Source organism: Paenibacillus humicus NBRC 102415 (assembly GCF_004000905.1).
GTDB lineage: Bacteria > Bacillota > Bacilli > Paenibacillales > Paenibacillaceae > Paenibacillus_O > Paenibacillus_O humicus.
This window is the reverse complement of the sequence record NZ_BIMD01000030.1, coordinates 41,623-64,770: the sequence shown is the minus strand read 5'-3', so window position 1 is coordinate 64,770 and position 23,148 is coordinate 41,623. Positions and strand designations below refer to the sequence as shown.

The 23,148-nt window shown below is 53.0% G+C and carries 21 protein-coding genes; 19 read left to right on the top strand and 2 right to left on the bottom strand.

What is annotated here, in order from left to right:
* Position 1: 1 nt before the first annotated feature.
* The 9 genes from PHU01S_RS17190 (at position 2) to PHU01S_RS17150 (ending at position 6,420) form a co-directional block, all read left to right on the top strand.
* A complete protein-coding gene (locus PHU01S_RS17190; protein ID WP_021881534.1) occupies positions 2 to 574 on the top strand; it encodes a DUF6470 family protein in 573 nt (190 codons plus the stop codon).
* Positions 575 to 948: 374 nt separating this feature from the next.
* Positions 949 to 1,401: a flagellar assembly protein FliW gene (fliW, locus tag PHU01S_RS17185; protein WP_049868360.1), complete on the top strand. Its 453-nt coding sequence runs from the start codon at positions 949 to 951 to the stop codon at positions 1,399 to 1,401.
* Positions 1,401 to 1,646, top strand: coding sequence for a carbon storage regulator CsrA (csrA, locus tag PHU01S_RS17180; RefSeq protein WP_049868359.1), 246 nt, complete (start codon positions 1,401 to 1,403; stop codon positions 1,644 to 1,646). Before fliW ends, csrA begins: the two co-directional genes overlap by 1 nt.
* 116 nt (positions 1,647 to 1,762) lie before the next feature.
* Positions 1,763 to 2,530: a flagellin N-terminal helical domain-containing protein gene (locus tag PHU01S_RS17175; RefSeq protein ID WP_127508748.1), complete on the top strand. Its 768-nt coding sequence runs from the start codon at positions 1,763 to 1,765 to the stop codon at positions 2,528 to 2,530.
* Positions 2,531 to 2,614: 84 nt separating this feature from the next.
* A complete protein-coding gene (locus PHU01S_RS17170; protein ID WP_049868356.1) occupies positions 2,615 to 3,691 on the top strand; it encodes a glycosyltransferase family 2 protein in 1,077 nt (358 codons plus the stop codon).
* A 66-nt stretch (positions 3,692 to 3,757) separates the two neighbouring features.
* A complete protein-coding gene (locus PHU01S_RS17165) occupies positions 3,758 to 4,147 on the top strand; it encodes a flagellar protein FlaG (RefSeq protein ID WP_232316950.1) in 390 nt (129 codons plus the stop codon).
* 27 nt (positions 4,148 to 4,174) lie between these two features.
* On the top strand, positions 4,175 to 5,695 hold the full coding sequence (gene fliD / locus PHU01S_RS17160; protein ID WP_049868355.1) for a flagellar filament capping protein FliD: 1,521 nt from the start codon (positions 4,175 to 4,177) through the stop codon (positions 5,693 to 5,695).
* A gap of 15 nt (positions 5,696 to 5,710) precedes the next feature.
* Positions 5,711 to 6,094 (top strand): flagellar export chaperone FliS, encoded by a 384-nt coding sequence (fliS, locus tag PHU01S_RS17155; protein ID WP_049868354.1) that lies wholly within the window; start codon positions 5,711 to 5,713, stop codon positions 6,092 to 6,094.
* Positions 6,049 to 6,420 carry a hypothetical protein gene (locus PHU01S_RS17150; RefSeq protein ID WP_127508745.1) on the top strand — a complete coding sequence of 124 codons (372 nt, stop codon included), beginning with the start codon at positions 6,049 to 6,051 and terminating at the stop codon, positions 6,418 to 6,420. Before fliS ends, PHU01S_RS17150 begins: the two co-directional genes overlap by 46 nt.
* A gap of 31 nt (positions 6,421 to 6,451) precedes the next feature.
* Here the strand turns inward: PHU01S_RS17150 and PHU01S_RS17145 are convergent, their stop codons facing one another.
* Together PHU01S_RS17145 and PHU01S_RS17140 are read right to left on the bottom strand one after the other, a co-directional pair.
* On the bottom strand, positions 6,452 to 8,389 hold the full coding sequence (locus PHU01S_RS17145) for a tetratricopeptide repeat-containing glycosyltransferase family 2 protein (RefSeq protein WP_218032468.1): 1,938 nt from the start codon (positions 8,387 to 8,389) through the stop codon (positions 6,452 to 6,454).
* A 192-nt stretch (positions 8,390 to 8,581) separates the two neighbouring features.
* Entirely contained in the window at positions 8,582 to 9,556 is a 975-nt protein-coding gene (locus PHU01S_RS17140; RefSeq protein WP_049868351.1) for an FkbM family methyltransferase, read from the bottom strand.
* A 199-nt stretch (positions 9,557 to 9,755) separates the two neighbouring features.
* On the opposite strand from PHU01S_RS17140, the gene PHU01S_RS17135 reads away from it, so the two are divergent.
* The 10 genes from PHU01S_RS17135 (at position 9,756) to PHU01S_RS17090 (ending at position 23,144) form a co-directional block, all read left to right on the top strand.
* Positions 9,756 to 13,430 (top strand): glycosyltransferase, encoded by a 3,675-nt coding sequence (locus PHU01S_RS17135; RefSeq protein WP_049868350.1) that lies wholly within the window; start codon positions 9,756 to 9,758, stop codon positions 13,428 to 13,430.
* Between the two features lie 250 nt (positions 13,431 to 13,680).
* Positions 13,681 to 13,878, top strand: a complete 198-nt coding sequence (locus tag PHU01S_RS17130) for a cold-shock protein (protein WP_028599014.1) — start codon at positions 13,681 to 13,683, stop codon at positions 13,876 to 13,878.
* A gap of 354 nt (positions 13,879 to 14,232) precedes the next feature.
* Positions 14,233 to 14,781, top strand: a complete 549-nt coding sequence (hpf, locus tag PHU01S_RS17125; protein WP_127508743.1) for a ribosome hibernation-promoting factor, HPF/YfiA family — start codon at positions 14,233 to 14,235, stop codon at positions 14,779 to 14,781.
* 307 nt (positions 14,782 to 15,088) lie between these two features.
* On the top strand, positions 15,089 to 17,599 hold the full coding sequence (secA, locus tag PHU01S_RS17120) for a preprotein translocase subunit SecA (protein WP_048745178.1): 2,511 nt from the start codon (positions 15,089 to 15,091) through the stop codon (positions 17,597 to 17,599).
* Between the two features lie 257 nt (positions 17,600 to 17,856).
* Positions 17,857 to 18,973, top strand: a protein-coding gene (gene prfB / locus PHU01S_RS17115; protein WP_198156173.1) for a peptide chain release factor 2 whose coding sequence is annotated in 2 segments (ribosomal slippage) — positions 17,857 to 17,928 and positions 17,930 to 18,973 — 1,116 coding nt in all. Because the reading frame shifts where the segments join, the coding sequence is not laid out codon by codon here.
* A gap of 258 nt (positions 18,974 to 19,231) precedes the next feature.
* Positions 19,232 to 20,077, top strand: a complete 846-nt coding sequence (locus tag PHU01S_RS17110) for a YitT family protein (protein WP_048745198.1) — start codon at positions 19,232 to 19,234, stop codon at positions 20,075 to 20,077.
* Positions 20,078 to 20,317: 240 nt separating this feature from the next.
* Positions 20,318 to 21,676 (top strand): ArnT family glycosyltransferase, encoded by a 1,359-nt coding sequence (locus PHU01S_RS17105; RefSeq protein WP_246029264.1) that lies wholly within the window; start codon positions 20,318 to 20,320, stop codon positions 21,674 to 21,676.
* Entirely contained in the window at positions 21,654 to 22,409 is a 756-nt protein-coding gene (locus PHU01S_RS17100; RefSeq protein ID WP_048745181.1) for a glycosyltransferase family 2 protein, read from the top strand. The genes PHU01S_RS17105 and PHU01S_RS17100 overlap by 23 nt, the downstream gene beginning before the upstream one ends.
* The gene (locus PHU01S_RS17095; RefSeq protein ID WP_049868347.1) at positions 22,399 to 22,800 is read left to right on the top strand and encodes a DUF2304 domain-containing protein; all 402 of its coding nucleotides are present in this window, start codon (positions 22,399 to 22,401) and stop codon (positions 22,798 to 22,800) included. The genes PHU01S_RS17100 and PHU01S_RS17095 overlap by 11 nt, the downstream gene beginning before the upstream one ends.
* On the top strand, positions 22,800 to 23,144 hold the full coding sequence (locus PHU01S_RS17090) for an EamA family transporter (RefSeq protein WP_049868346.1): 345 nt from the start codon (positions 22,800 to 22,802) through the stop codon (positions 23,142 to 23,144). The genes PHU01S_RS17095 and PHU01S_RS17090 overlap by 1 nt, the downstream gene beginning before the upstream one ends.
* Positions 23,145 to 23,148 lie beyond the last annotated feature (4 nt).

Sequence of the window (23,148 nt, the reverse complement as noted above, 5' to 3'; positions counted from 1 at the left end):
GATGCGGCTGCCGCAGATCCAAATCCAGCAGCAGCCGATCAAGCTCGATATCCAGAGCCAGCGCGCGCAGGTCGATATCCGGCAGCGGAGAGCAGACGTCCAGATCGAGACGTCCAGGCCTCCGATGGAAGCTCAATCCTATCGGCCTGTGCTCAGCATCGATCAGACGGACACCTGGAACGCCATTACCGGCGGCAAGCCGGAGGCGTTCACGCAGCGCATCTATTCCCAGTCGGGCCAATATGCTCAGCAGCATTTGATTCGGACGATTCAGAAGTGGCGGCAGGTATCGGACTTATCCGCAAAGGAGAACCCGATTCCGGATATGGCGGCTGCGGAAGCATTCCGGGAGAGAAGCCCTCTTCCGGTGTACGGAGAGGCGTCCATCTTCAACACCCGGATTCAGATCGACGTCAGGCCGCCGGATATCGAAATCCAGCCTTGGAAGGTCAACATCGACGTCCAGACGCATAAGCCTGAAGTGGACTACCAGCCTGCCAAGGTGAACGTTACGGTGGCTCAATATCCGACGGTCACCATCATTCCTCCCCCGCAAGTGGAGCTGATGGCTTGAAGCTTGGCTGGACGAGTTAAAAGGACTTCGGGCACTCTGACCCAAATAACCTTTGCCAACGATTGCAAAAGAGCGATAAAATCGGAATAACGATTTTGTTGCTCTTTCTTTTTCTTGATGATTAACTTCTAATCTTTAATTTTCTTGTCTTGTTATTGATCTTTTATCCCTGGTTATTGATCCTTGATTATTGATCTCTGATTTTTGATTTTTTGATTTCTGGTCTTGGATTTCTGATGATCTTGCTTTCTGATCTTGAATTTCTGATTGTTAATTTATAATTTCTGATCTTGGCTTTCTGATCTTGATCTTTTAGAACTTCTTTTCCTCTTCTTCTTTTCCACAGATCAAGCCGACTATTGGGAGTGATTGAAATGCTGATAGAAACGACCCGTTTCGGGCAATTGGAGTTCCGGGATCACGAGGTGTATACATTCCCTCATGGCATTCCAGGTTTCGAAAACTATAAAAGCTATACATTGATCGATGTGGAGGACAGCCCGTTCTACTATTTGCAATCCATCGAGGAAGGCAGCCTTGCTTTCGTCGCGGTCGATCCCTTTTCCTTTTATCCGGATTACGAGTTCAATCTTCCCGAGCAGACGGAGCAGGAGCTGGCAATCTCAGTTATTGAGGATGTTCGAGTGCTGAATATTGTGAGTATTCAAGGTTCGCTGGAAAAGGCCACGATCAACCTGGTGGCTCCCGTAATCTTGAACGCAGCCGCCCGCAAGGGAGTTCAGATCATTTTGGAGGGGACGGGGTATACGACTCGACATGGTCTGCAAGCTCCCGTCACAACCGCTGGAACGGAGGGAGAAGCCTGATGCTCGTACTCAGCCGCAAAAAGGGCGAGTCCATTCTGATCGGCCATGACATCGAGCTCAGCGTCCTGGAAGTGACCGCCGACGGGATCCGGCTCGGCATTTCCGCCCCCAAGGACGTCACCATTCTTAGAAAAGAGCTCTACGTCGCGATCGAGGATTCCAACCGTGAATCCGTTCAGCGATCCGTTTCTATGGATGACTTGAAAAATCAGATTCAAGCTTTAAATTTATCTAAAAAGCTATAAACAAATCTATGTTCCTCCCCGATATATTCTTTAGAGCAGTTAAAGGGCGGCCGACCTGATAACTGCTTTACCACAAGGATGTGGGACATTCTTTATACTCAGGGAGGAAATGAATCATGATTATCAACCACAATATTTCCGCGGTCAACACGCACCGCAACATGGGCCTGAACCAAACGGCTGCCAGCAAAAACATGGAGAAGCTCTCCTCCGGCCTGCGCATCAACCGCGCTGCCGACGACGCTGCCGGCCTCTCCATTTCCGAGAACATGCGCGGCCAGATCCGCGGCCTCGAGCAAGCTCAACGCAACACGCAAGACGGCATCTCCTTCGTGCAAACGGCTGAGGGCGCTCTGAACGAAGTTTCCGCCATGCTGACGCGCATGAAAGAGCTGAAGATCCAAAAAGACAACGGCACGTACCAATCCGCTGACACGGACAACATCGGCGAAGAAATGACGGCTCTGTCTTCCCAAATCAGCAACATCCTGACGAACACGACGTTCAACGGCAAGAGCATCACTGCCGGCGCCGGCATCGTTACGGACGACAAAGGCACGCTGATCACGATTTCCTCCGTGACGACGACCAGCTTCAGCGGTCTGACTTCCGGTTCCACGCTCGCGAGCATCAACGATGCTATCTCCGCGGTAGCAACGGAACGCGGCAAGCTGGGTGCGGTTCAAAACCGTCTGGAATACACGTCCAACAACTTGGGCACGACGACGGAAAACCTGACGGCTTCCGAGTCCCGCATCCGCGATACGGACATGGCGAAGGAAATGGTTGCTCTCACGAAGAACAACATTCTCCTCCAAGCTTCGCAATCGATGCTGGCTCAAGCCAACTCGGCTCCGCAAGGCGTCCTGTCCCTGCTCCGTTAATCTTTTCTTATGGACCGCATTACCCGAGGACCTTGGATTTCATCTAAGGTCCTTTTATTTTTATAGAGCGAGGAATGGAATGGCATGAAAAAGCAGTTGGCATTGGTTATGATCGTCAAGAACGGGGAGGCAACGCTGGGCCGCTGTCTGGAAAGCATTCGCTCTCATGTCGATGAGATCATTATCGTAGATACCGGCTCGACGGACCGAACCAAGCAGATCGCGCAGGTCTTCGGAGCGGAGGTTTTCGATTTCCATTGGAGAGACCATTTTGCGGAAGCCCGGAACTACGCGCTGGCCCGGTCGTCTGCCGAATGGAATTTGATTCTGGATGCGGATGAGTACGTGATATCTGCAGATTGGGAAGAGATCAGATTATTCATGGAGAATAACGGGCAGATAGGCCGCATCCGAATTGACAGCGATTTTGTGAATGGCGAAGGGGATAACAGCCAAGCCGGCGGCTGGGTGTCCAGACTGCTTCCCGGAGACGTTCGATATGCCGGCAGAATTCATGAGCAGGCCCAATCCGATGCGCCCCGCCGCAACATTCCTCTTCTCGTAAACCATGACGGATACAAAGGGACGGATAAATCGACAAGAAACATCCCCCTGCTGCTCATGGAATATGAAGCGGAGGGCACAAGCAAATCCTATTATGCTTATCAATTGGGCAAGGAGTATTACGGCATTAAAAATTATGCTGAGGCATCCCGATATTTGGAGGAGTCGCTGGGACGGCTTCATGGCCGGGAACCGTATGCTCCAAATGTAGTGGTGCATTATTTGTACGCCCTTATAGGTCTTGGAGACTTGGACCGGGGAATGGAATTGGTCAATCAGTCCCATGAATACACGAGCCAATTTCCCGATTATTACTTTGCATGCGGAATTTTTTATATGGACTACATTATGGCGGAGCCTTCCACTCGTGCGCACCTGCTGCCCAAAATCGAACATTCCTACTTGACGGCAATAGCCATAGGCGACAGCGATCGTTATGACAGCGTCAAGGGGACAGGTACGGATGCGGCGCAGTTCAACCTGGGCTTATATTATGAATTGTCGGGACAAGCCGATAAAGCTGCGGAGGCCTACCGCGAGAGCGCCCGTCATGGCAATAAAAAGGCGCAAGCGAGACTCGATGGCCTGAGCCAGTGAAAACTCTCACAACTTCTTGCGATTAAACCGATAAAAACTATAGTCAAACAATCGGAGGGAACGTCGATGTCCATGAACGTATCCAATCTTTCGTCCATGAACACCAAGCAGCTGCCATCGGTTCCGGCCATGCCGGCAGAGGCTGCAAGACCCGGAATCAGCAAGACCCAAGTCATCAATACGACAGACGCGCTCAGGCTCGCAGAGCTTAGAGGCGCCCACCCGAGCATCTCCGATGAGCAGAAGATCAAGGCGGTGGACCGGGCCATCAAAGCGATGGAGGGTCCTCACACGACCGTGGAATTTTCTGTCCACAAGGAAACGAACGCCATCATGATCAAAGTCATCAATAAAGAAACGAATGAGATTATCCGGGAAGTTCCTCCCGAAAAAACATTGGATGTCGCGGCCAAGCTGATGGAAGTAGCCGGACTGCTGGTCGACCACCGAATCTAAACCTAGCCGTCAGAGGGGGAATCAATCATGACCAGCATGCGCATATCCGGATTCAATTCCGGACTCGATATCGATGCGATGGTAAAGCAGATGATGAAGGCGGAGCGAGCCAAGCTCGACAAGCTCAAGCAAAGCCAGACGTCTATTACATGGCAGCAGGAGCAGTACCGGGATATCAGCACCTCTCTGGTGGATTTCCGAAACAATAAGCTCTCCAAGTACAATACGCTGAATTCTCTCAGCGCCAAAGTCTCCGAGGTGACGGGCAATACAGCTGCCGTGTCCGTAACGTCCACCAGCAGCGGAGCGTCCGGCTCCTTAAGCGTGACGGTTCAAAACCTGGCTACATCTGCTTCTCTTTTGGCGCAGACAGGGGCGGCTTCCGTCAAGGCGGATACGAAAATGAGCGGATTGAATATTTCCGGTTCCACTAGCAACGAAATCAGCATCACATCCGGCGGGAAAGAGTATAAGTTCACTTTTCAGCCGGAAGAGCTCGTCAGCGATGTCGTGGCTCGAATCAATTCCAATAAAGAATTGAATGCGACGCTCATGATCGGATCCGGAGGGGAGCTGTCCATCCGGAGCAATGCGACCGGCAAAAACGAGCTGTCTATCAATGCGCCAAGCTTATTGAAAGCGGGCAGCGCCCAACCGCCTGTGGATGGCTTGGACGCAACATACACGGTTAACGGCATCTCCATGAAATCAGCGAGCAACTATGTCAGCGTAAACGGGTTCAACCTTCAATTGAAGGCGGAGACGGGAAGCGCCGGTGCGAGCACCGTGTCCTCGAAGCTGGACACCGACTCCATCGTCAATACGATCAAGTCATTCATAAGCGACTACAACTCGCTGCTCGATCAGGTCAATACCAAGCTAAATGAACAACGGTACCGGACTTATTCCCCTCTGACAGAGGAGCAAAAGGCGGACATGAAAGAGAGCGAAGTCACTCTCTGGGAATCCAAAGCCAAGAGCGGCTTGCTCAAAAACGATTCCATCCTGAGTTCCATGGTTACGGACATGAGGACCGCGCTTGTATCTACCGTAACGACCGGAACGGGCGACAATGCCATTAAAACGGTTCAATCCCTCGGCATCGTGACCGGACAATGGTCGGAGTACGGCAAGCTCAAAATACAAGACGAGCAGCAGCTTAGAGCCGCAATCGAAAAAAATCCGGAGCAGGTCATAGCTTTGTTTACCAGCAAGGATCCCAGTCCTTTGCCGGATACCGATCCCAACAAGCTGTCCAAATCCGTCGATCCCAAATGGGGAATTTTCGAACGGTTGAGCAGCACGGTCATGAAATCTCTCCAGCAGTTGACGGAAAAGGCGGGAACCTCGTCATACAGCACGGACAAAAATGGAACCTTCATGGCCAATTCGATGCTGGGCGAACAGCTTCGGACTCTCGATACCCGAATCAGCGATATGAACCGATTGCTGACGAACAAGGAAAACCGATATTACAAACAATTTACCGCGATGGAAACGGCGATCAACCGCTACAGTTCCCAGTCGGGAGCCTTTGGAAGCCAATAAAAGGAGTGACCTGGTGTGATACAGTCTCCCTACCAGAAATATCAGCAATTATCAGCCCAGACCGCTACGCCGATTCAGCTTGTCCTCATGCTCTATGATGGGGCCATTCGCTTTACCAAGCAGGGAATCATGGGAGTCGAGCAGCGCAACTATGAACTCGCCAACAATTGCTTTTGCAAAGCAGAGGCGATTCTGCATGAGCTGATCGCATCTTTGAATTTCGATTACCCGATTTCGAGCCAGTTGGTCAACATCTACGAATACATGCTTCATCAACTGATTCAAGCCAATATCGGCAAGAATCCGAAGCAAGCGGAAGAAGTTGTCGCGCACTTGAACGAATTGCGAGAGTCATGGAAGAAAGTGGCGGGCAACATGCCTCTTCAGCAGCAGGCATGAGTGTCGAGAGCAGGCTTAAATATTTGCAGGAATACACGGAGCAGCTGGCTCAGCAGCTGTACAAGGTCGAATATGAGCAGCTGGAAGAGCTCGTGGATCTGAGGGAAGAAGTCCTGAATGGAATCCAAGACGGAGAATTGACGGAAAAAGACAGGAGCAGGATTCAAGTCTTGCTCTCTTTTGACGGGCAGATCCTCTCCAGAATGGTCGAGCTGAAAGAAGAGGCTTCGATGGCCCTCCTGAAAATAAATCAGTCCAGATTCCAGAAAAACGCCTATGAACAAACAAGTGTGCAAGGAAGCTATTTCATCGATAAAAGAAATTAAGGATTGCCTGCTGCATGCAGGCAATCCTTTTTTATCGGGCCAATAGATCGGTGAAGATAGGGAGCTTGCGAGCGCCTGGGAATTGAGCCAGCAGCTTCTGACGGTATTCTTCTTTTTTCAGCGGCTCGCTGGCATGCTTGAGATAAAGCACATAAAGATAAATTTGCCCGGGCAGCTCTCGAATGGCTTCTTCAAGGAATGCCAGACCGTTTTCCACTAAATTTTGATGAAGATGGTGAATGGCGAGGTTCTCCATATTTTTTCCATTCAAAGCATTCTGCTCCAGAAGAAGGCTGTAGTAGTTCAAGGCGATCTCGGTCTGCTCTTGGACAAACATGTAGTCGGCCATTTGCTGGATGACGAAATCATGGGAATAGCGGTTGATCAGCTGGTCATAAATAGCGAACTCGCGGAAATTGAAGCTGTCCTTCAACAAGTCGAGCAGGGGACCGAAGTTTTCCAGCGTCACGTCTTCTGGTTCGGTTTCTCCCCGAAGATAGGAACGAATGGCCTCGATCCGATGGGCGGCTTGATTCTGTTCCTCCGAATCATCAAGAGACAAGGGAAGAGCTAGTGACAACCCCCATGCATGATCAGCCAAGGCGTGGATTCTTGCCATTCGCTCATGAATGAAGCCGGATGGAATGAGAGCTGCTGTCTGTGCATATCCGGATTTATCTTTAATGAGGAAGAAGTATTCCAGCATGTCTTCATGGGACAAAGCCAGATCACCTGCTATAGATTCATAATAATGCCTGCTCAGCTCTGCGGCATGATTGGCCAGAGCCGACCGGAACAATATGTAGCGGTGTTTGCTGTTGCCTGGCTCATAAAGCTTGTCCAAGAGCTCTATGGTCGCTTCAGTGGTATCGAATCTTGTCATGATTTTGAGCAGGGCTCTCAGAGCGCTGTAATCGTATAAGTCCTGCATGAGAAGCTTGGTTAGATAATGAACGGCCTCGGACCATTTTTTTTGCCATTCATAGATAGAACTTAATTTGCGCATAGGAATGGTTGATGCGAATTCAGCGCTTTCGAGCCAAAAAACCTGCGATTCCTTGGATTTTAAAGCGGCCGTTTCAATGGTCGCTACATATGTTTTCTCGGCTTCTTGCATAAAACCGAGATGATGAAGAATGGTTGCCTTATAGAATGCATATTCCGGGTAATCCTTCCATGCACTAAGTTTATCCTCCGTGAGCTTCCATGCATCAAGCAACCGATGCTGTAGCAAATAACTGTGGATAAGCGAGATGACGCAATGGGGGTACCAGGAAGAGTTTATATTTTTATTTTGTTTCTTGAGGGCTCGTTCATAATAATAAACCGCTTTTTGAATATCCTTGCCTACGGCAAATTCATTGCCAAGCGTGTAGTAATCATAGGCGGTGAAGCCTTGCTTTTCCTTTAGTTCCTTGAAGATGCTGGCATTTCGGTTCAGCTTGGATTTGCTGTTTACCATTTCCTCCAAGTATCCGGTATGGAAGAGGGAAACGGGGGCTAATGAAGACAGCAGCTCTCCCGATGGAGAGCGGAGCTGCTCATGGATGGGACGGTAATATTCGATTCCGAATCCGTTCGGAAACAGGCGGGGGATCTCTCCCGAAGTGATGACGGCCTGTTCCATGGATTTGCCTACGAAGTTAATGACATTAATAGAAAAAATATGATGGGAGGAAGGCTCGGCCGATTCCAGAAACTGTCTAAGCTTCTCTGCATCTCCGGCGGCAAAATATTCGTCCGCATCCATGACAAGAATCCACTTGCCTGCTGCTCTTCTAACGCCTTCATTGCGAGCCGCGGAAAAATCATTACCCCAAGTAAACTCATGAACTTGGGCCTGGTAGGACAAAGCGATCGCTTTTGTGCGATCCGTGGACCCCGTATCAATGACGATGATTTCATCTACGGCGCTCTTGACGCTTTCCAGGCAGCGCTCCAGCACATCCTGTTCGTTCTTGACGATCATGCACAAGGAAAGAAGCATATTCATTCTCCTATATTCTTGATTTGCCTTAGTTGTATATCGGATTTCAATCGTTATTACAATAGATCCTATCCACAGTTACAGTTACTGCTCTTCCGAACGGAAAGGAAACACCCTTCCATTCTCCGGAGAGACGAAAGGGTGTCAGGCAGAAATTCCTGTCGCCGTCACCGATTATCTCAAACGTAGGCGGTCGCGGTCGACGAAGATGGAATTGATGCCGGTGAAAGCATACTCGTCATATCCTTGCTGATCCATGAAGCGGACAATGGTTTCGTTTTTCGTTCGATGAGCAAGCCTGATTTCGTAATCAATCATTTCAATGACAATAATGACGGGGCGTTTGGTCTCAAAATCGATGGATTGCAGAATCTCCATATCCTTGCCTTCGAGATCAATGGACAGCAAAGCTGGCGGAGCATGAAGGTACTGATTGACGAGATCATTGTAAGAAATAGTAGGAACTTTAATATGATCAACAATGGACAGGTAGGGATTTTTTTCACAGAATTCCATAGCTGACTCGTAGCTGGTCGTACAAAGTCCGTCCGAATTCAAGATGTAAAAATCCTGGATCCGGCCTGATTGTACATCCACGCAGCGGTTCAAAATCAGATCTCGGGTCCTCTCGGATTCGAGCTCTGGAATAAGGGATGGATTGGCTTCCACCAGTATGCCGGCTGCTCCCCTTGAGTACAAGGCATAAGTATTGCTCAGGAATTTGGCATGATTCGCTCCCAGATCTACATAGGTTGCGTCCCCGATTGAAATGTTAAGCATCTGCAAAATATAGAGGATGATGCTGTCTTCTCCGGATTGAGAGTACGTTTCTTGCACATATGGAGACGCAGCAGGAGCTTGTGCAGGAGAGTTGTTTCGTCCCAACTGGTCAAGCTTGTCGGCGAGAATGAGCAGCTCCTGTTTTTGCTGGAGACTCTCCTCGGTAAGCTCGACCAGATGGTGGATGTATTGTTGTAAGATGGTTTGTTGCTGTTGAGCAGCAGTGCAGGCCTCTTCCTGCTGCAGCTCGACTTGAGAGATTTTTTCGGCAAGCTGCCTGTTTTCACTCCGAATGCTCTCGATTTTTTGCTCCAGCTCAAGGAGCTGTGAGTTGGGTTCCGGGACGCTGGGGGCGTTCATCGGCTTCATTGGGATCACCATCCGTTGTTTTCTGTTCGTGCAGGATGAAGCAATTTGCAGAGAAGAAAAGTTGTATTCTAGTAGTTTACTCGGTATATAGAAGGGAATCCGTTAGCGGCTTTGACGTCTTTCTTTGGATTTTATATTGATATTGGAACAGTCGATGTCGATATTAAAGTCAACGGATAGTCATAAAGGAGTCCTGCAGATGAATGCCAAAGAGAATAAGCCGGTCAGCAGCGTTACTTGGATCGGGCCGCAGTTTGAACAAGCGAGTCTTGCGCATGTAAATAGAGAAATTGGAAGCCGTCTCGCAGAGCGCCGAGAACTCGTTTCTTTCTCGTATATGGACAAAGTCAATCAAAGCGAAATCGTTCCTGAATATAAAAAGATTCAAGAGAGGACTTGGCAAGGAGACGAGTCTTCCATTGCGATCGCACATCAATGGCCCCCTGACTTTAAGCGCCCGAACAGCGAGAAATGGATAGTCATGCAGCCTTGGGAATTCGGAGCCATACCGAGGGATTGGTATATTCCGTTCAAGTATCATACGGATGAGATTTGGGTGTACACCAGCCATACAAAAGATTGTTATGTGAAATGCGGCATTCCGGCTGAAAAAATCAAAGTCATTCCACTTGGAGTGGATCCTTCGCTCTATTGTCCTTCGGGCTCCCGATATCCTCTTCCGACCAAGAAGAAATTCGTTTTCCTGTTTGTAGGAGGAACGATTTACCGTAAGGGAATCGATACTCTGCTCCAGGCCTATATCCAAGAATTCAGCCCTGAGGATGATGTTGTGCTGGTCATCAAGGACAATGGCCAAAAAACATCCTATCAAGGGCAAACAAATGAGGAAGCTATTCAAAAAATACAAACTAATGATCTTTATCCTGAAATCGTCTATATAACGGATGACTTGACTCCAAGCCAGATGGCGGAATTGTATCGATCGGCGGATTGCCTTGTTCATCCTTACCGGGGGGAAGGTTTTGGACTGCCGATTGCGGAGGCGATGGCTTGCGGCATTCCGCCCATCGTTCCTGATCGCGGAGCCAGCATGGATTTCTGCGATGAAGAGACGGCTATTTTGGTTCCGAGCTTCGAAAAAAGGGAATTGCAAATGAAGCTTGGGGTTAGCGCAAGCATTGATTTTCCTTGGGTAATCGAGATTCATGTCGAAGACCTCCGCCAGAAAATGAGGTCGGCCTATCAGGATCCGGAGCGGCTGCGGGAATTGGGAGCCAATGCATCCAGCTTCATTAGGCAAGCCTTCACCTGGGATGCGACCGCCGATACGGTCGAAGCCGAAATCGAAAGAGTAATCGAAGAAGGGCAAGGACGGACAAGAGCGAAATCCGACATCATTGAAGAAGAGTCGAGTGTAGCATTCGAATTCTATAAGCAAGGAAACGATCCGAAAGCGGAAACGATTTTCAGAGCGATTCTGGATCATTATCCGCATAGATTGGATATTCGCTACAACCTTGCCGTTGTCTTGTTCCGGATGGGGAGCATTCAATCGGCGAGACAACAACTTCAATGGATAACGGGGATCATGAAGAACGAGACTGCAGAGCTCCAGTCTGACATCTGGAACCTGCTGGGTGTTTGCTATTCCGAAGCCGCCAGTTTTTCCAAGGCGGCGGAAGCTTTCAGGAACGCTCTGGTGTGCAACGAAAATCATCCTACCGCAGCGGAAAGTCTTGCTTATGCAGAGACAATGCTGCTTGAGTCAAGCCATCGAGGAAGTGTGGATGAAACAAATCCCGGAGGTCCGGATCAAGAGGACTTCGCTCTCGCTCTTATCAACAATGAAATCCAGCTTGATGAAATTCAATTGCTCTCAGATGAAGATTTGCAGTACATTCTGGATTCGGCCTTCCTTGCCACTTATCATAAGGCCGTATCGGTCCGGAACTATTTGACCGGAATTATCATGCTTAAGCTGGATCGGATCGAAGAGTCCATTCAGAACTTAAGGCTTGCTGTCAAGCATTTTCAGGAGGGAGAGCAGCCTGCGTTCCTCCGTTTCGCCTCATTGAAGCATTTGGGGCGTGCATACTTTACAAAGAAAGATCTGCATCAGGCCGTCCACTATTTCAGGGAAGCTCTCTCAATGACGGAGACAACCGGCAGGGCGGCGGACAAAGTCCTCATCAGGGAATGGATAGAGGAAGCGGAGAGAGAGATGGAATCTCTTCGAAACTATTACTGCAATCATGGCGACGACATGCCTGAGAGTCGGCCTGTGTCTGCAGCGGATGAAAACGAGGGACAGCCGGAAGCTTTTCAGAATGAATGCTTAAAAACTTATTTCAACGAAGGCGACCATGTTCTGGTTCTTGATCCCCCCCTATTGTCGGCATCGGAATCCTTCTCGAATCGGGGAAAGAAAACACGGACGGTTGGAGGCATTGCCGTCACACGGCTGTCGCTCAACGAGTTCAGAAACGAGCAGGGACTGAAGGTGGACGGGATCTACCTCGGCAAGGTGGCGGAACGCATCCTGCCCCATGAGTGGATCGAGCTGCTCTCCCTTTGCGCCGGATCCTTGAGCTCATCAGGCAAAATGATCATTCTCAGCTATGACGTGGAGGCGCAAAAATCCGCCAATATGTTCTGGGAGAGGATCGAGCATGTACGCCCTTATCCTAAAACGCTTATGCAATCCATTCTGGCATCGGCGGGGATGACGGTTACGCTTGGCTTCGATGCGAAGAGCGAACAGGCCTATGGATTAGTAGCGTGTAAAAGACCCTATGAAGTCTTGTGGCAATCGCCCGTATATGATGCTTCGGGTTACGCCAATGAACAGGTCGACTATTTGGATTGCCTCAGAAGCCTTCCATTGAAGATACAACTGCAGCCAAAAGAGCAGAACCCTCGGCCCGATCTGCTTAAAGAAGAAAAGTTAACCTATTTGAATGCCTTGCAGAAAAATCGCAATTCAAACGGAATCGTGCATTATCAGGCAGGTCCTGGATTTCATTTCCTCCCTCCCCTGGCTCCGGTGTCCATCGGCCGAACGATGTTTGAGACCGATCGAATACCAGAAGGCTGGCTTCCTCACTTGAACGGATTAACGGAAATCTGGGTTCCTTCCGCATTCAATCGGGATACATTCGCTGCTTCCGGAGTAGATCCGACCAAGCTGGCCGTCATCCCCGAAGTGCTGGATGAGCGGAGATACGAGGAGGCCTCAATTCGACCGTTTCCTCTAAAGGAAGTCAAAAATTATGTGTTCGTTTCGAATTTTGACTGGAGCAAGCGGAAGGGATGGGACGTGCTGATCCGAGCTTATGTTCAGGAGTTCGGGGCTTACGAGAATGTGTCGCTCGTTCTCAAGGTGAACCTATCCCTTAAGCCTGACAGCAACCCGAGCATGGAGATCATGTCGCTCGTCCGGGAGATGGGCCTCAATGCATTTCCGCATATTCAGGTTATCGATTCTTACTTGGGAGAGGAAGAGCTTCTCGGCCTGTACCGCGCATGCGACGCGTACGTCATGCCTTCCAGGGGGGAAGGATGGGGGAGGCCTTATTGGGATGCCATGGCGCTAGGGTTGCCTACGATCGGGACCCGGTGGAGCGGACAGCTGGAATTCATGACGGATGAGAACAGCTATCTGATCGACGTTGAGGATTTTCATCCAGTCAGCGAGGATATGCCATCGTTCTATCACGGCCACCGCTGGGCAGAGCCGAGCGTCGTACATCTGCGGGCCCTCATGCGGCATGTCTTCCTGAATCGGGTAGAGGCCGCAGAGAAAGGAAGTTTTGCTCGAGCGGATCTTCATAAGCGGTTTTCGAAACAGCGGGTTGGACAGATGATGTTCGATCGAATTGAAAAGCGGGTTCACGAATTTCTTAATAGGGAGTAGATAATGAGAAAAAGTTTTCGTCCTTAACAGACAACTTAACGACAAATTCAGCCGAATTTTGACAGGATGCAAGAAAATCCATTAGGATGCGAGCGGAAGCGAATCTAGATCGCGCTCCTTCAAGGCCGTACAGGCTATGAATCCGCTTCCATCCCATATTGACAACTGTTTTAATCCGGTGCTATAGTCAAAATGTGGGCCATGCATACAAGGCGTCTCACAGCATTTGAAGATGAAGGGAATGTTCTGAATGCAAGGTAAAGTGAAATGGTTCAATGCAGAAAAAGGCTACGGATTCATCGAGACTGAGCAAGGCGGCGACGTATTTGTTCACTTCTCCGCAATCCAATCCGAGGGCTTCAAAACCCTGGAAGAAGGCCAATCCGTCGAGTTCGACATCGTAGAAGGCGCTCGCGGTCCACAAGCTGCCAACGTAGTCAAACTGTAATCATCCGGCCGATCGGCCATGCATAGATGATTGACGAGAATGACAAGTGCCTGTACGGGGCTCTGCAATTGCAGGGCCTCTTTTTTTGTGTTTTGTTTTTCGGCGATTCATGATTTTTTTCGTATAAAAGCGGTTAGTAAGACACTATAGCCGAATTCAAGAGGGAGGGACGAAAGGCTGATGGAGATTTTTTTCATCGGTATTTAATCGCAATAACCATGATTCCTTGAATCGGAATCGCGGAAAAACAATAAAAAGTATAGTATTCAGAATATTCACAATTGGCCAATAAGTCTTTTGATTTGAAAGCGCAACCCATGTTATAATGGGACCATGCAAAAGGAGGAGTGCTCAATGAACTACAACATTCGAGGTCAAAACATTCAGGTGACGGACGCCATGCGCGATTACGTCGAGAAGAAGTTGAACCGACTGGAAAAGTATTTTGATGCCCCCCTCAACACAGACTCCAATGTGACGATGGCTGTCCACAAGGGACGCCACGGCGTCGAGGTGACGATTCCGATGACGGGAGTCATTCTCCGGGCCGAAGAGAAAAGCCCCGACATGTACGCCTCGGTGGATACGGTCGTCGACAAGCTGGAGCGCCAGATCCGGAAATACAAAACGAAGGTCAACCGCAAATTCCGGCAGAATGAAAGCATCAAGACGCTGTTCCGCGAGGACGATGTGAGCTCTGTTCAGCTGCATGATTCTGAAGACGACCTTGAAGTTGTACGAATGAAGAAATTCCAACTGAAGCCGATGGATGTGGAGGAAGCCATACTCCAGATGGATATGGTCGGACACAGCTTTTATGTCTTCTCCAACATCGAGACCAAGGAAGTGAACGTGGTCTACCGCCGCAATGACGGCAAGTACGGTCTGATCGAGCAGGGCTGACCCGACAGCTCGAAGCCGGCCGTTGAAGCATCCAATAACGATTCAAACCACGCCCTTTCCTTTGCCGGAGAGGGCTTTCTGCGTCCATTCCAGCCGTTGCCTGGCAACTGTAGGGCGGGTAAGCGCGTATATAGGTTGCGGATTATTTTGCGCAGCAACGATGTCAGTTGTTTTAGTACACAAGCTTTTTATCGCTTAGATTGAAGAAGAAGCCCTATTACTTATTGGAAATGATTTGCCTCTCATTGCTACAGGGTCGGCTAACTGTTAAAATTAAGGCAAAGTGGGTTTACGAAAGGGGAAAACCATGCTCGGACTGGTGAAGAAGATTTTCGGCGACGCGAATGAGCGGGAAGTAAAACGGCTCTTGCGAACGGTCGAAGCGATAAATGGAATCGAGCCGGAGTTTGCGGCATTGACGGACGAGCAGCTGCGGGCCAAGACTCAGGAATTCCGCGACCGCCTCGAGAACGGCGAGGAGCTCGACGACCTGCTGCCGGAAGCTTACGCGACGGTCCGCGAAGCGGGCAAGCGCGTTCTCGGCATGCGGCATTTCGATGTGCAGCTGATCGGCGGCATGGCGCTGCATGAAGGCAAGATCGCGGAGATGAAAACAGGCGAGGGCAAAACGCTGGTCGGAACATTGCCTGTTTATTTGAACGCCCTTCTCGGCAAAGGCGTGCATGTCGTCACCGTCAATGATTATCTGGCCTCCCGCGACAGCGAGATCATGCGTCCGCTGTACGAGTTTCTCGGCATGACGGTCGGCTGCAACCTGCATTCCCTTTCCCATGAGGAGAAGCAGGAAGCCTATGCCTGCGACATCACATACGGAACGAACAACGAATTCGGCTTCGACTATCTCCGCGACAACATGGTCCTTTATAAAGAACAAATGGTTCAGAAGCCGCTCTACTTCGCCATCATCGACGAAGTGGACTCCATTCTCATCGATGAGGCCCGTACGCCGCTCATCATTTCGGGACAAGCGGCCAAGTCGACGGAGCTGTACCATTCGGCGGACAAGTTCGTCAGCCGCCTGAAGCATGAAGAAGACTACACCGTCGACATCAAGCTGCGTTCCGTCATGCTGACGGAAGCCGGCGTGGAGAAGGCGGAGAAGGCGTTCGGCGTCGAGAACCTGTTCGACCATGCGAACGTTACGCTCAACCATCATATCCAGCAGGCGCTCAAGGCGCATGCGATTATGAAGCGCGACGTAGACTATGTCGTGCAAGAGGAAGAAGTGCTCATCGTCGACGAGTTCACGGGCCGGATCATGTCCGGACGCCGCTACAGCGACGGCCTCCACCAGGCCATCGAGGCGAAGGAAAACCTCAAGGTCCAGAACGAGAGCATGACGCTCGCGACGATCACGTTCCAGAACTACTTCCGGATGTACCGCAAGCTGGCCGGCATGACCGGTACGGCCAAGACGGAGGAGGAGGAGTTCAAGAAGATCTACGGCCTCGAGGTGCTGCAGGTACCGACGAACCGTACGATGATCCGTCAAGACAGCCCGGACGTGGTCTACAAGACCGAGATGGGCAAGTTCAAGGCGGTCGTAGAGGAGATCGTGGAGCGGCACGGCAAGAACCAGCCGGTGCTCGTCGGCACGGTATCGATCGAGAACTCCGAGAAGCTGTCGGAAATGCTCAAGAAGCGCGGCATCACGCATAAGGTCCTAAACGCCAAGTACCACGCCGAGGAAGCGGAGATCATCTCCCGCGCCGGACAAGCAGGCTCCGTCACGATCGCGACGAACATGGCCGGCCGCGGCACGGACATCCTGCTCGGCGATACGGTGCATGACATCGGCGGCCTTCATATCATCGGCACGGAGCGCCATGAGAGCCGCCGCATCGACAATCAGCTGCGCGGACGCGCGGGACGTCAAGGCGATCCGGGCTCCTCGAGCTTCTATCTGTCGCTCGAAGACGATCTGATGCGCCGCTTCGGCTCGGAGAATATCATGGGCATGATGGAGCGTCTCGGCTTCGAGGAAGACCAGCCGATCGAAAGCCGCCTCATCACGAAGGCGATCGAATCCGCCCAGAAGCGCGTCGAGGGCAACAACTTCGACACACGCAAAGTCGTCCTGCAGTATGACGACGTCATGAACCAGCAGCGCGAAATCATCTACAAGCAGCGCCGCGAGGTGCTGTTCTCGGATAACATCCGCGATATCGTCATGGATATGGTCAAGCCGGTCATCGACCGCATCGTCGAAGCCCACTGTCCGAAGGAAGAGGTTCCGGAGAACTGGGATCTTCAAGCCATCGTGGATTATGCCGAAGCGACCTTCCTCAACGAGGGAGCCGTCACGAAGGAAGATCTGTGGGGCAAGGAGCCGGAGGAGATTTCCGAATTCCTGTTCGGCAAGCTGACGGCGCTCTACGACGAGCGCGAGGAAGCCATGGGCAGCGAGACGATGCGCGAATTCGAGAAGGTCATCGTGCTGCGCGCCGTGGACAGCAAGTGGATGGATCATATCGACGCCATGGACCAGCTGCGCCAGGGCATCCATCTTCGCGCTTACGGCGGCACGGACCCGCTTCGCGAGTACCAGTTCGAAGGCTTCGAGATGTTCAAGGAAATGATCGACACCATCCAGGAAGAAGTTACGAAATACATCATGAAGGCCCAGGTCGAGCAGAACCTGGAGCGCCAGGAAGTCGTCAAGGGCCAGGTCGTGGAAATGGGCGGCAGCAGCGAAGGCCGCGAGCAGCGTCCGGCCAAGCGCGAGGAGCGCATCGGCCGCAACGATCCTTGCCCATGCGGCAGCGGCAAGAAATACAAGCTCTGCCACGGCAAGTAAGGAACTCCGCAACTGCTCAGGCGCTGCCACGGCAAGCAAGGAACTCCGCAGCTGTTCAGGCTCTGCCTCGGCAAACAGCCGAGTCGGCAGCGCGTCCAGGCTGACTGGAACGCATGATGGCTGTGAACCGCAAGGCAGGATGACTGTGCCTGGCGGGCAGCAGTCCCAACAGCATGAGAGGCCGGGAGAGACGCGCCGTACGCGCCCGCTCCCGGCTCCTGTCATGAATAGACGAAAATTTGAGGTGAAGCATTGTCATGATCGACGTAACGGTTAAGCAAGACCTGCGCGAGGCGGCAAAGCGGCTCCAAGCTCTCAGGGGGTCTCTTTGACTTAGATCTCAAACAAGAGATCATAGCCAACTATGAAGAGAAGATGACCGCTCCCGATTTCTGGGACGACAACGAGAAGGCGCAGAAGGTCATCGCCGAAATGAATGCGGTCAAGTCCGTCGTAGAGCTGTACGACAGGCTCGCTTCCCAGCAGGAGGATCTGGAAACGCTGCTGGAGCTGGCCGGCGAGGAAGAGGATGAATCTCTCGATGCCGAGCTGACGGATGGCGTGGCCGACCTGATGGGCAAGATCGCCGACTTCGAGCTGCAGCTGCTGCTCAACCAGCCGTATGACAGGCTCGATGCGATTCTGGAGCTGCATCCGGGGGCCGGCGGCACGGAGTCCCAGGACTGGGGCCAGATGCTGTACCGCATGTACACGCGCTGGGCCGAGAAGCACGGCTACAAGGTGGAGCTGCTGGATTACTTGCCCGGCGACGAAGCCGGCATCAAGAGCGTCACGATTTCCATCAAGGGCCACAATGCGTACGGATACCTGAAGGCGGAGAAAGGCGTGCACCGGCTCGTGCGGATTTCCCCGTTCGACGCATCTGGCCGCCGTCATACCTCCTTCGTCTCCTGCGACGTCATGCCGGAGATCGAGGATGATATCGAGATCGAGATCCGTCCGGAGGACCTCAAGGTCGACACGTACCGCTCCAGCGGCGCCGGCGGCCAGCACGTCAACAAGACGGAATCCGCGATCCGGATCACCCACCTTCCGAGCGGGATCGTCGTGGCTTGCCAGACGCAGCGCTCCCAGATCCAGAACCGCGAGCAGGCGATGAAGATGCTCCGCTCCAAGCTCTACGAGCGCAAGATCGAGGAGCAGCAGAAGCATTTGGCCGAGATTCGCGGGGAGCAGTCGGATATCGCCTGGGGCAGCCAGATCCGCTCTTATGTCTTCCATCCGTACAGCATGGTCAAGGACCATCGCACCTCGGTGGAGACGGGCAACGTCGGCGCCGTCATGGACGGCGATCTCGATGCTTTCATCAACGGCTATTTGCGCCACCAGATCAGGCAGCAGCCGGAAGCCTGAGGGCAGGCGAGGCACGCAGCGAATAGAAGCACGGAAGAGTTCCAACACTGGATACAGTGTGGAACTCTTTTTCGCGCGGAATGAAATCATGCTCTGCGTTACCGCGGCAGAGCAGGGGAAATCGGCTTCTGGGAAGCCGGACTCTCCACGCGGCCAGCGGAGTTAGAGAGGGGAAAACTCGTGAGCAACAGGAACGAAGGGTCATCGAGGGAAAAGCAGACAAACGCGGAACGCGGCAAGAGCCGCAAGACCCGCCGCATGACGAAACCGCTCATCAATCATCCCGTCACAAATACGCTGCTGCTGCTCGCAGGAGCGTTTATCATCGCCATCAGCTTCAACTGCTTCCTGCTCCCCAACGGGGTCGCTTCCGGAGGCGTATCCGGGATATCGGTCATTATCCAGCATTTATACGGCATCACGCCCGCGTATACGCAGTGGGCGCTCAATATACCGCTGTTTTTCGCGGGACTGCTGCTGCTGGGCCGCCGCTTCGCCCTGCAGACTTTGTTCGGCTCGGCAATCATGCCTCTATTCGTTCTGCTGACGGCGCACTGGGGCGCTCCGACGAACAATCCGCTGCTGGGATCGATCTATGGAGGAATCGGCGTCGGACTTGGACTCGGACTGGTGTTCAAAGGACGCGGCTCCACGGGCGGCACGGATCTCGCGGCTCAAATCCTGCACCGGTACTCGGGGCTGACGCTCGGCTTATCCGTCGCTTGCCTGGACGGCCTTGTCATCGCTGCAGCGGGATTGTTCCTCTCGCCGGAGAATGCGCTGTACGCGCTGATCGGCTTGTTCGTGACGACGAAGACGATCGACATCGTGCAGACGGGACTCGCCCTATCCAAGGTCGCGTTCATCATCAGTTCCCGCGCGGAAGAGCTGGCGGACGCCGTGCTGCATGATCTCGACCGCGGGCTGACGCGCCTGGACGCGCATGGTGGCTACACGGGGGATGCGCGCACGGTGCTGATGGTCGTCGTCAGCCAGAACGAGGTTTCCGAGCTGAAGCGGCTCGTGCAGACGGTCGATCCCGAAGCCTTTGTCATCATCAGCCATACGGCGGAGGTGCTGGGACGCGGGTTCAAGCTGGAGTAATCCAGAGCAACCTGGAGCAATCCGGAGTAATCGGGCACAGATTTCGGAATAATCGGGCACAGATAAGGCAAGGAAATCAATATCGAGCACTTTTTCGAGCAGCGGCTGGATCCGACCGGATTCTCCGCCCGCTAGGGAAAGTGTTTTTTTATTTCCCGGATTCCATTAAGGGAACTCGTCGAAATTTCTAAGAAAATGTTAAAAACCTGGTCAACAGATTATTAAGCCTTTCCAGCGATAATGGGTGAAACGACCGCGAGAGTGTCGCTCGGTCAAGTGCCGAGCCAGGGAAAGGGGAAGCAGGATCAAATGAAAGTTGTCGCCTTTGAACGGGATCAAAAGAAGAGCAGCCCAAAGATCGTTCTCCTTCTGCTTCTGGCCGTCGTCGGCCTGGGGGCTTTCCTGCGAATGGACTTCGTGCTGTCGGTCAGCCACAAGGTCAGCCACGACACGGTCAACTATGACATCATGGTCAGGCAGCTGCTGGATAAGGGAATCTACGCCTACAAGAGCGGGGAGTCCAATGCTCAGGTTACTCCGGGATATCCGCTCTTCATGGCGGCTGTATACAAGGCGGTGGACTACCGCGTTCACGATCCTTATCCGTGGATCCGCTGCATTCAAGCGCTGCTGAGCACGGCGATGCTCGTGCTTATGTACCGGCTCGGCTCGATGCTGGCAGGAAGATGGGCCGGCTTGCTGGCCGCTTTCCTGGGTGCCGTGTACCCCGCCTTCATTTGGACGACGGGAGGCATCCTGACGGAGACGCTGGCCGCTTTTCTATTGGTGCTTTACGTCTATGTCCAGCTTCTCGCTTACCGGACACAGCGGAAGCTGCCGATGCTGCTGGCCGGGGCTTCGCTTGGACTCGCCGTATTGACTCGGCCGGAGTTTTTGCCGCTGTTCGTCCTTGTCCACCTGCTCTTCCTGCTGTGGAGCCGAAAGTGGAAGCAGACGCTGCTTCAATTCGTCATCTGCGGTGCCGGGCTGGCGCTCGTGCTTGCTCCATGGGTCGTACGCAATGCTGTCGCGCTGCATGAGCTCGTTGTCGCCTCCACCCAGGTAAATCCGTTCGCGGCCGGAACCTATCCGGACAAGAACTACGAGGACGGACTCGTGGACAGGCATGGCAAAACGCAGATGGAGGTAGCAAAGGAACGGCTTCGCATCGGATTCACGGAGCATGCACGGACCTATGTGAAGTGGTATACCGTCGGCAAGCTCAAGTACACCTACGGCCGGATGTTCTATGGAAGCGGACATACGCCGTTGTACCCCGTCATGCCGGCTGCGATGCGGTATGTCTATCATCTGGCGATCATCTGGGCCGGGGTGCTGGCCGGCGCCGCGATGGTGATCGGCCGCAGCTGGAGGCATCCCGCGGCGCTGCCTGCCCTCCTGCTCGCCGCGATGTCGGCGCTCCGGCTGCTGTTTGTCCCGGAGTACCGGTACAACTTTACGGCGATGCCGTTTTTTATCGTGTTCGACAGCGCAGCGGCTGTCATGGCCGTCCAAGCCCTGCGCCGCCGGCAGGACAATCGGATGAACAAGCCGCATGGCAAAGGAGGGATTGACGATGGAAAGACGGCAGGCGCATGAGTCCAAAAAGAAAGCGGACGTGCTGGTCATCGTCCCGGCCTACAACGAGGCTGCCGGGATCAGGGGCACGATCGAGTCCATCCGGCGGCTGGCCCCTTATGCCGACATCGTCGTCGTCAACGACGGCTCCGCGGACGACACCGGCTGCCAAGCCGAGATGGAGGGCGTGCCGGTGCTGAATCTCGGCTGCAACCTCGGCATCGGCGGGGCGGTGCAGTCGGGATACCGCTACGCGGAGGAGAACGGTTATGCCTATGCGGCGCAAATCGACGGCGATGGCCAGCACAACCCCGCCGACCTGGCCGCTCTGCTGCAAGCGATGAAGGAGCGGGGAGCCGATATGGTCGTCGGTTCCCGTTTCATCGAGAGAAGAGGCTTCCAATCCACCTTCGCCCGCAAGCTCGGCATCACCCTGCTTGCCCGCCTGGCATCGGCTCTGACGGGACAGCGGATCACCGATCCGACCTCGGGGTACCGTCTTTGCGGGCGCAGAGCCATTGCTTTATTCGCCCGGGAATATCCGGTGGACTACCCGGAGGTGGAGGCTCTTGTGCTTCTGGACAATCACCGCGGCTCCTTCATCGAGGTGCCGGTCGTCATGTCGGAGCGTCAGGGAGGCGTCTCCAGCATATCGGCGATGAAGTCGGCCTATTACATGGCCAAGGTCATCCTGGCCGTGCTCATGACCAAGACGAAAAAGAAGCGCGACTGGAGCATCGGATATGGGAACTGAATTTTATTGGATCAGCTTTGCAGTCAGTCTTGGCTTTGTATGCACCATCCTGCTGCTCATCCGCAGGCGCAAGCTGCGGGAGCAGTATGCCATGCTGTGGCTGCTGCTGGGGACGGGGATGACGGCGCTCTCCCTGTTTCCCGGACTGCTCGACGGCCTCGCGGAACGGATTCATGTCGTGTACGCTCCTTCCTTGCTGTACTTCATCGGACTCATGGGGGTTCTGTTCCTGCTTCTGCATATGACGATGGCCCTCTCAGCCCTGACCCAGAAAACGATCACCTTGACCCAATCGGCCGCGCTCCGGCAGGAGCAGGTCAGGCGGCTGGAGCGGCGGGTGGAGGAGCTGGAAGGGGCTATGCAGCATCCCGCACAAAAGGAGATGACGTGATGGCCTACCTGCTGCTTCTCTTCAACATCCTGTGTCTGGTTGCGGGACAGACGATCTGGAAGCTCGGACTGGATCGGACCGGAGGGCTGGGAACGGACAATCTCCTTCAGGTTCTGTTGTCTCCGCTTATCCTCGCGGGCATCGCCCTCTACGGCATCGCCACGGTTCTGTGGCTGGCCGTGCTGTCGAGGCTTCCCCTCAGCGCAGCTTATCCGCTGCAAAGTCTGGCCTATGTGCTCGGCCTCCTGCTGGCATGGCGGCTGTTCGGGGAGGCCGTTCCGCCGAACAGATGGATCGGATGCGGCATTATCGTGGCCGGCGTCCTGGTGATCGGCGTCAAGTAAACCA